Source organism: Bradyrhizobium sp. Leo114 (assembly GCF_055229415.2).
On the sequence record NZ_JBUYEN020000109.1, the window covers coordinates 1 to 7,668 of the forward strand.

The 7,668-nt window shown below is 62.2% G+C and carries 4 protein-coding genes; all 4 read left to right on the plus strand.

Annotated features, from left to right (window positions below; genetic code table 11):
- The first annotated feature begins 1,168 nt into the window (after nucleotides 1-1,168).
- From ACZIRK_RS44095 to ACZIRK_RS44110, 4 genes are read left to right on the plus strand one after another with little or no spacing between them, the layout of a single operon-like run.
- A complete protein-coding gene (locus ACZIRK_RS44095) occupies nucleotides 1,169-1,543 on the plus strand; it encodes a response regulator (protein ID WP_130231145.1) in 375 nt (124 codons plus the stop codon).
- 41 nt (nucleotides 1,544-1,584) lie between these two features.
- Entirely contained in the window at nucleotides 1,585-2,724 is a 1,140-nt protein-coding gene (locus tag ACZIRK_RS44100) for an FIST signal transduction protein (RefSeq protein WP_130231143.1), read from the plus strand.
- A 16-nt stretch (nucleotides 2,725-2,740) separates the two neighbouring features.
- Entirely contained in the window at nucleotides 2,741-5,656 is a 2,916-nt protein-coding gene (locus ACZIRK_RS44105; protein ID WP_474419716.1) for a PAS-domain containing protein, read from the plus strand.
- Nucleotides 5,643-7,232 (plus strand): adenylate/guanylate cyclase domain-containing protein, encoded by a 1,590-nt coding sequence (locus ACZIRK_RS44110; RefSeq protein WP_130231141.1) that lies wholly within the window; start codon nucleotides 5,643-5,645, stop codon nucleotides 7,230-7,232. Before ACZIRK_RS44105 ends, ACZIRK_RS44110 begins: the two co-directional genes overlap by 14 nt.
- Nucleotides 7,233-7,668 lie beyond the last annotated feature (436 nt).

Below are 7,668 nucleotides of genomic sequence, written 5' to 3' on the forward strand. Positions count from 1 at the left end.
GATTCCGACCGAAGGCATCGAGGTCGATCGATCGCCCCCAGGAAACTATCGGAAAGCAGCGAGAGTAGTTCAGATGGCGGACTTCGCCGCAGCTGTCGTTGTGGGTGCAACAGCATTGCGGCGCTTCATCTAACAATGCGCCCGCGATTATATAGATCTTTACACAAATCGGGCATGGACCACTTTCGGTAAGATGCCTTCATCGCAGAATAAGTTGTTACCTGAACGCTTGCCAATTCCAACCGATATAGGCCGTAAAGAAGGCAACGATTCCCGTCCCCACAGCCATGGCGAATATCTGCTCTAATGAATCGAGTGGAACGACACTGGACACGGCCAACGCAACTCTTCCGACGAGTACAACTACCAAGCACGCGACAGCGAGCGCGGCAGCCCGTCTGCGCAACATGAGGAGAAGTAGCCCGGCAATTGTGTATAGGGTGCCGTATCCAAAGACTAAAACCGCAGAAACAGCGCCGAGTGCAGTGGAGATGCCAAAGAATTTATGGGTAAAAGCAGTTATCACCTCCGCGGCGCCGGACAAAATCATCAAAACCCGACGATGGTGAGACATCGATTTTGCCGTATCTGCGATATGTCCGCTGTCCGGCTCAACCCAACCCAGACCTCTGAGTGGTTATGAGTCCAAGCCCTGAATGCGGCGGCACCATCCTCGCCCGCGCTAGTGAAAGTGAGCGCGGTGAGATGCTGAATTGGCCTGGCTTCCACGCCAATGAATGGTGCCCCGTGCCATCGGGCGAAATGATCCGCGAGGCGTTTGAGTACGTGCTCGGCGATGTGGAAGTCGCGCGCGTCGTGATGAGGTTTGTTTTGGCTTCCTATCATGACCAGCTTGCGCCGTGCATTGGCCGCTCTCGCGCCCCGCGCGCATGCGGCGGCGCAACAGCCTCTAGATTGTAAATGCATTTTAGTTTCAAGGTGTTAGCCCCTTCACAGTCTTTGTGAAGCCGAGGGCCTAAGCTTTGAGAACCACCGCTCGGAAGGCAACGATGACTACACCGGAATGGTATTCCGTACCTGCGACTATCGCCGCCGTTTTTGGCTTGGCCATTATTGTCTTAATTGCCATTGGGGCTTGGTAGGCAGGAGAGCAAGACTGCTTTCAAGCCGCTCGGGAGGCAAAGATGAACACACCCGAGGCTGTGCGATGCCCAAGATCCTGCTGGTCGAAGACAACGAGATGAACCGCGACATGCTCTCGCGGCGCCTTGTGCGCGGCGGCTACGAGGTCATCGTTGCCGAGGACGGAGCGCGCGGCGTCGCAATGGCGACGAGCGACAGGCCCGATCTCATTTTGATGGACATGAGCCTGCCGGTGATCGACGGTTGGGAGGCGACGCGCCGGATCAAGGCCACGCCCGAGCTGCGCAAGATCCCCATCATCGCGCTCACGGCGCACGCCATGGCGACCGACCGGGACAAGGCCCTCGAGGCCGGCTGTGACGACTACGATACAAAACCGATCGAGCTGCAGAGGCTGCTGAGTAAGGTCGAGACGCTGCTCGCGGCTGCGGGACAGTAGACGACAACAAGGTCTGAACATGCGATGAGAGGGAGTAACTCATGAAAACGGCTCAATACAAATGGTCTCAAAGTGAGGGGTGGCGCCCGAATTTGCCGACCAGTGAAGTCGGACGACAAAGTGTCGTGTTCGTTTTTGGCGCGAGATCGCTGATGCAGGCAGGCGCCCCCGTGGGCGAGTTGCGCGACCATTTCAAAGGGGCCGCCATGCTCGGTTGCTCGACTTCCGGCGAGATCGTCGGCGACATGGTCGTCGACGACTCGGTGATTGCCACCCTTGCGGACTTCGAACATACGCGGCTCCGGTTCGCCTCCGCTGCGATTGGCGAGGCGAAGGCAAGCTATGACGTCGGCAAGGAGCTCGCACGGCAGCTCAACGACGCCTCGTTGCGCCACGTGTTCGTGCTTTCTGATGGCTTACACGTCAATGGCTCCGACCTGGCGCGCGGTCTCGCGGGCGGCGTCTCGGAAGGCGTGTCGATCACCGGCGGCCTTTCCGGAGATGGAACCAACTTCGCCGAGACTTGGGTGATTGCCGACGGTGGCGCGGGCCCCCAGCGCGTGGCAGCGGTCGGCCTGTATGGCAACGATTTGCGTATTGGCTACGCATCGATGGGCGGCTGGGAGCCATTCGGGCCGCTGCGCATCATCACTCGGGCCGAGGGCAACATCCTCTACGAGCTGGATAGGCGGTCAGCGCTCGATCTTTATAAATCGTACCTGGGCTCACACGCCGACCGGTTGCCAAGCTCTGCCCTGCTCTTTCCAATCTTGGTTACCGAAGCAAAGGGCGGCCAGGGTGTCGTCCGGACCGTCCTGGCTGTGGACGAGCAGAACAAGTCAATGACGTTCGCCGGCGACATCCCACAGGGCGGAACGGCGCACTTGATGAAGACCCATGTTGACGATCTGGTCGACGGCGCGACGGCCGCCGCCAAGGCCAGCCTCAGTGGGCTGGGCGGCTGGCGACCAGATCTTGCAATTCTGGTGAGCTGTGTCGGTCGTAAGCTGGTGATGAAGCAGCGTACCGAGGAAGAAATTGAAGCAATCCGGGATGTCTTCGGGACGGATACGAAGATTTCCGGGTTCTACTCGTACGGCGAGCTCTGTCCCTTCGTGCACGGTGGCGAGTGCCGCCTGCACAATCAAACCATGACCATAACGACGTTCGCCGAGCACTGAACCTCATAGGGCACCGATGCACAGGCTGCTACGACGCCAGCTCAGAAAGCACCTCGGTATCGAGGACGCAGTACCGGCTGTGCTGCAAGCTTTCGTAGCAGCCGTCGATGCCGCATACGCCGATTTCGATGGCGATCGGGCGATACTGGAGCGCTCACTCGAGCTGAGCTTGAAAGAGCTGTCGGAGGCACGCGACAAGGCCACGCAGGCCCAGACCCGGCTGACCGACGCGCTCGAGAGCATTTCGGAAGGCTTTTTCCTGTTCGAATCCGATGATCGCATGGTGCTATGCAACTCGCGCTATCGCGAGCTCTATCCGGGGTTGGCCGACCTCATGCAGCCGGGGCTGGAGTTTGAGCATTTGATCGAGACCGTGGTCGAGCGCGGGATCGTGGCCGATGCAGCTACACGACCTCAAGAATGGGTGGAGCAAAGACTTGCCCGGCATCGCAACCCCAGTGGGCCGTTTCTACAGCACCAGTGGGACGGTCGCTGGATCCAGATCAGTGAGCGCAAAACACAGGATGGTGGTACCGTTGCCGTGTTCACGGACGTGACCGAACTCAAACGGCGAGAGGAGGAGTTGGCAGTTGCGCGCGACGCGGCAACGGAGGCCCAGCGCCGGCTGGCCGACGCGATCGAGAGCATCTCGGAGGGTTTCTCGCTCTACGATGCCGACGACAAGCTGGTGACATACAACCGGCGGTACCGGGACATGCACGGCACCGGCAGCATCGATGTCGTGAATCAGGGCGTATCGTTCGAAACGATCCTCCGCAATGCGGCCGCGAGCGGCGAGATCCGCGACGCGGAGGGACACGTCGAGGCCTGGGTCGCGGAACGTCTGGCCCGGCATCGCGATCCCCAGGGCCCGCATGTGCAACGCCGCTCAAACGGGCGCTGGATCCAGATCAACGAGCGCAAGACCGATGACGGCGGCACGGTCGCGACCTACACCGACATCACCGACGTGAAGCAGGCGGAGCAGGCGATCCAGGAGAGCGAGCAGCGGCTGCGCATCATTGCCGAGGCCGCGCCGATGGCGGTGGCGATCGTCACCTTCGATGACGGGATCATCCGGTATGCCAATCAACGCTTCAGCGAAATGTTCGAGCTCGAAAGTTCGCCCGCCCTGGGCGTGCAAGCGAAGACTCTCTACGCAGACCCGCAGTATCGCGAGCGCTTCATCGGCGCACTCACCGAGCAGGGCCATGTGGAGGGAATGGAGATGCTGTTCAAGCGGGCTGGAGGCGAGGAGTTCTGGGCGCTCATAGCGTCGCAGCGCGTCCAGTTCGAGGGGCGCCCGGCGATGATCAACGGCCTCGCCGACATCAGCGACCGCAAGCGCATGGAAGGCGAGTTGCACAAGGCGATCTGGGCGAGCGAGCAGGCGACCCGCGCGAAGTCGGATTTCGTCGCCAGCATGAGCCATGAGCTGCGCACGCCCTTGAACGCGATCATCGGTTACAGCGAGATCCTGTTCGAGGACGCCCAGAGTTCCGGGCGCGAATCGGAGATGGCGGACTTGCGCAAGATCCAGGATGCCGGCAAGCATCTGCTCGGCCTGATCGACAACGTCCTCGATCTTTCCAAGATCGAGGCGGGCAAGATGACGCTCTATCTCGAGACTTTCGAGCTGCGGCCTATGATCGATAGTGTGGCGGCGACCGTCACCGCGCTGGCCAAGAAGACTGGCAACGTCCTCGTGGTGAACTGCGCCGACGAGGTCGGCGCGATCCACAGCGATCTGACCAAGGTGCGGCAGATCTTGTTCAATCTTCTCAGCAATGCCTGCAAGTTCACGCGGAACGGGACGATCACCCTGGCCGCGCTCCGCGATACGAACGAGGCCGGCGACGGGATCGAGTTCCAGGTGCGCGACACCGGTATCGGCATGACGCCGGATCAGCAGGCCAAGGTGTTCGAGGCCTTCACTCAGGCCGATGAATCGACGAACCGCGCCTATGGGGGCACCGGGCTCGGCCTCGCCATCACCAGGAGCTTCTGCCGGCTGCTGGGCGGCGATGTGACGCTGACCAGCGAAGCCGGCAAGGGGACGACCTTTGTGGTTCGTCTGCCGGCGGTGACACACGCCGCTCCGGACACTGCGACCGGGGCGGTAGAGAAGCGTTCTCTGGATCTGCAGGTCGCGGAGCCCGAGCATGCGCCCATCGTTCTCGTGGTTGACGATGATCCCAACGCGCGGGAGCTGCTGCGTCGACACCTGCAGCGCTGTGGCTACGCCGTTCGCATGGCTGCCAATGGCGAGGAGGCGATGCAGCTTGCCCGCACGCTGAAACCCGACGTGGTCACGCTCGACGTTCTGATGCCGCAGATGGATGGCTGGGCCGTGCTCAGTGCCATGAAGGAAGATGCGGCACTCGCCGAAATTCCCGTGATCATGGTCACGATCGTCGACAACCAGAGCATCGGCTTCTCGCTCGGCGCCGCCGATTACCTGATCAAGCCGATCAATCGCGACCAACTGGTCCGTGCGGTGGAAAAGTGCTGCCCGCGGGGCGAGCCACGGCACGTGCTGATCGTCGAGGACGACGCTCCGACCAGCGAGCTGATGGCGCGCGCCTTGCGGGAGATCGAGTGCACGGTCACACAAGCGGAGAATGGTCGGGTTGGCCTCGAACGCTTGAACGAGGCCTCACCGGACGCAATTCTGCTCGACCTGATGATGCCCGAGATGGACGGGTTCGAGTTCGTCGCGCGGCTGCGCGCCGAATCCCGCTGGCGACGCATCCCGGTCATCGTCGTCACCGCGAAGGCCCTGACGGCCGAGGATCTCGCGCGTCTCAACGGCCAGGTACAGCATTTGGTGCACAAAGGCGAATACAGCGGCAAGGCCGTGCTGGCGGCGCTCGACGAGCTGGTCCCCCGGCATGCCCACGCGCGGATCCGGAGCGACCATGAGCATCATTGACACCGACCGCGCGCGCGCCTCACGTATTCGGCTAGCCCACCTTCGCCAGGAACTGCTGTCCCCGGTCAACGCTCTGCTCGGCTATGCAGAGATCATGCACGAAGAGGCGTCGCGGGAAGGGCGTCAGGATATCCTGCCCGATGTCAACCGTGTCCTCCGTGCCGCCCGGGATCTCGCCGACAAGGTCGACCAGCTGGTCGAGGGCGATCGCGAGAACAACGCGACCGACCCGGCGGCCGCCACCCAGGAGCAGCAGCTACGCCATGAGCTGCGCACACCCTTGAACGCGATCAAAGGCTATGCCGAGATGCTCAGCGAGGATCTAGCCGATATCTCGAGCGGCGCGCTGCGGTCAGACCTCGACCGAGTGCTGCTGGCGGCCACCGACCTGCTGCCACGTCTCGATCGCATCGTGCGATTTTCGGCCGATCTCGGTGAGACGAACCTAGCCTGCGACCAGACCGGCGCGGCAATGGTAAGCGAACTGATTCGCAGCCTGGGGCCAGTCCGGCAAGAGCCGTCTGCCGTCACCGAAACCGGCTCCATTCTCGTCGTCGACGATATCGAAGCCAACCGCGATATGCTGTCGCGCCGACTGGCCCGCGATGGTCATCGCGTCGCTTCCGTAGCCGGGGGTCAGCAGGCCCTGCAGGCGCTCGAGCACGATGAATTCGATCTCGTCCTGCTCGACCTGATCATGCCCGACATCAACGGACTTGACGTGCTCGTGCGCATGAAGGCGGATGAGCGGCTACGTCGCATTCCGGTTATCATGATTACGGCCCTGGCGGACACAGAGAGCGCCGTCCGCTGCATCGAGGCCGGCGCAGAGGATTATCTCCCGAAACCGTTCGATCCGACCCTGCTGCGCGCGCGCATCAACGCGTGCTTACACAAGAAGCGCTGGCGTGACCGCGAGCAGAGGTATCTTCGCCGCATCGAGGACGAGACCGCCAGGTTCGAGCGGCTGCTGTTGACCATCCTGCCAAGACAGGTGATTGGCCGCCTGAACCAAGGCGAAGCCATGATCGCCGACCGCTTCGAGGGCGTGAGCGTTCTGTTCGCCGACCTGGTGGGCTTCACCGAGCACTCGGCACGGGTCACGCCTGGAGCGACGGTCGAGTATTTGAACCGGCTGTTCTCGGAATTCGACGCGCTTGCCCACGAGCTCGGCGTCGAGAAGATCAAGACCATCGGCGATGCCTACATGGCCGTGGCCGGCTTGCCCGATCCGAACCCCGATGCGTTCGCAGCGATCGCGAAAATGGCGCTCGGCATGATCGATCGGCTAGGCCGCGTCAACGGCCATTTCGGTTGGCCCTTGCAAATCCGGATCGGCATACATTCCGGTCCGGTGGTCGCCGGCATCATCGGCACGCACCGCTTCATCTACGACGTGTGGGGCGATACTGTAAATGTCGCCAGCCGGCTCGAGGCCTATTCTCTGCCCAATCGAATCCATGTGTCCCAGGATATCGCCCGCCACCTCGTCGGTCCCTTCGCGCTGGAGCCACGCGGCAGCATTGACGTGAAGGGCAAAGGCAAACTGGAGGCGTTTTTCTTGAGCCGGATCTAGGCACGCACCCGCGGGCGCGTCTGATGCCGCTCGGGCGCGCGAACGGCGATCGAAGCTTGTGCCGAGCGACGACGCGCCGCCCAGCCCTCCTCGTTTAGGAAGTTAGGTGTCCCATCACCACGCCAACGACTGCCCGTCATGTCCGCGTGGTGGCTCAATTGGAAGGGTCATTGAAGCTTTTTCCCCCTCGGACGAGTTCTGTGCGTCAAGTTCAGCAAAATTGATCATGGGGTCCGGCCAAGCCATCGCCTCGGAGCCGCCGTCGCGCGCTCGCCCCCAGCGCAGCGCTGGCGAGCGACGGCGGCGGGGGGGGGTGGGCCCAACCCGGGGGGGGCGGGAGCCTCGTCAGGGCGCCCCGCGGTTTGTGTCCGTGTTGTTGTCCATGAAGTTGTGCATGGGTAGTTAGCGCTGGTGCTCGCGCCCGGCCGCGGTGCGC

Excerpts from the sequence above, each read along its gene's own strand:
- ACZIRK_RS44095 (WP_130231145.1), top strand. The coding sequence starts at position 1,169 with ATGCCCAAGATCCTGCTGGTCGAAGACAACGAGATGAACCGCGACATG.
- ACZIRK_RS44100 (WP_130231143.1), top strand. The coding sequence starts at position 1,585 with ATGAAAACGGCTCAATACAAATGGTCTCAAAGTGAGGGGTGGCGCCCG.
- ACZIRK_RS44105 (WP_474419716.1), top strand. The coding sequence starts at position 2,741 with ATGCACAGGCTGCTACGACGCCAGCTCAGAAAGCACCTCGGTATCGAG.
- ACZIRK_RS44110 (WP_130231141.1), top strand. The coding sequence starts at position 5,643 with ATGAGCATCATTGACACCGACCGCGCGCGCGCCTCACGTATTCGGCTA.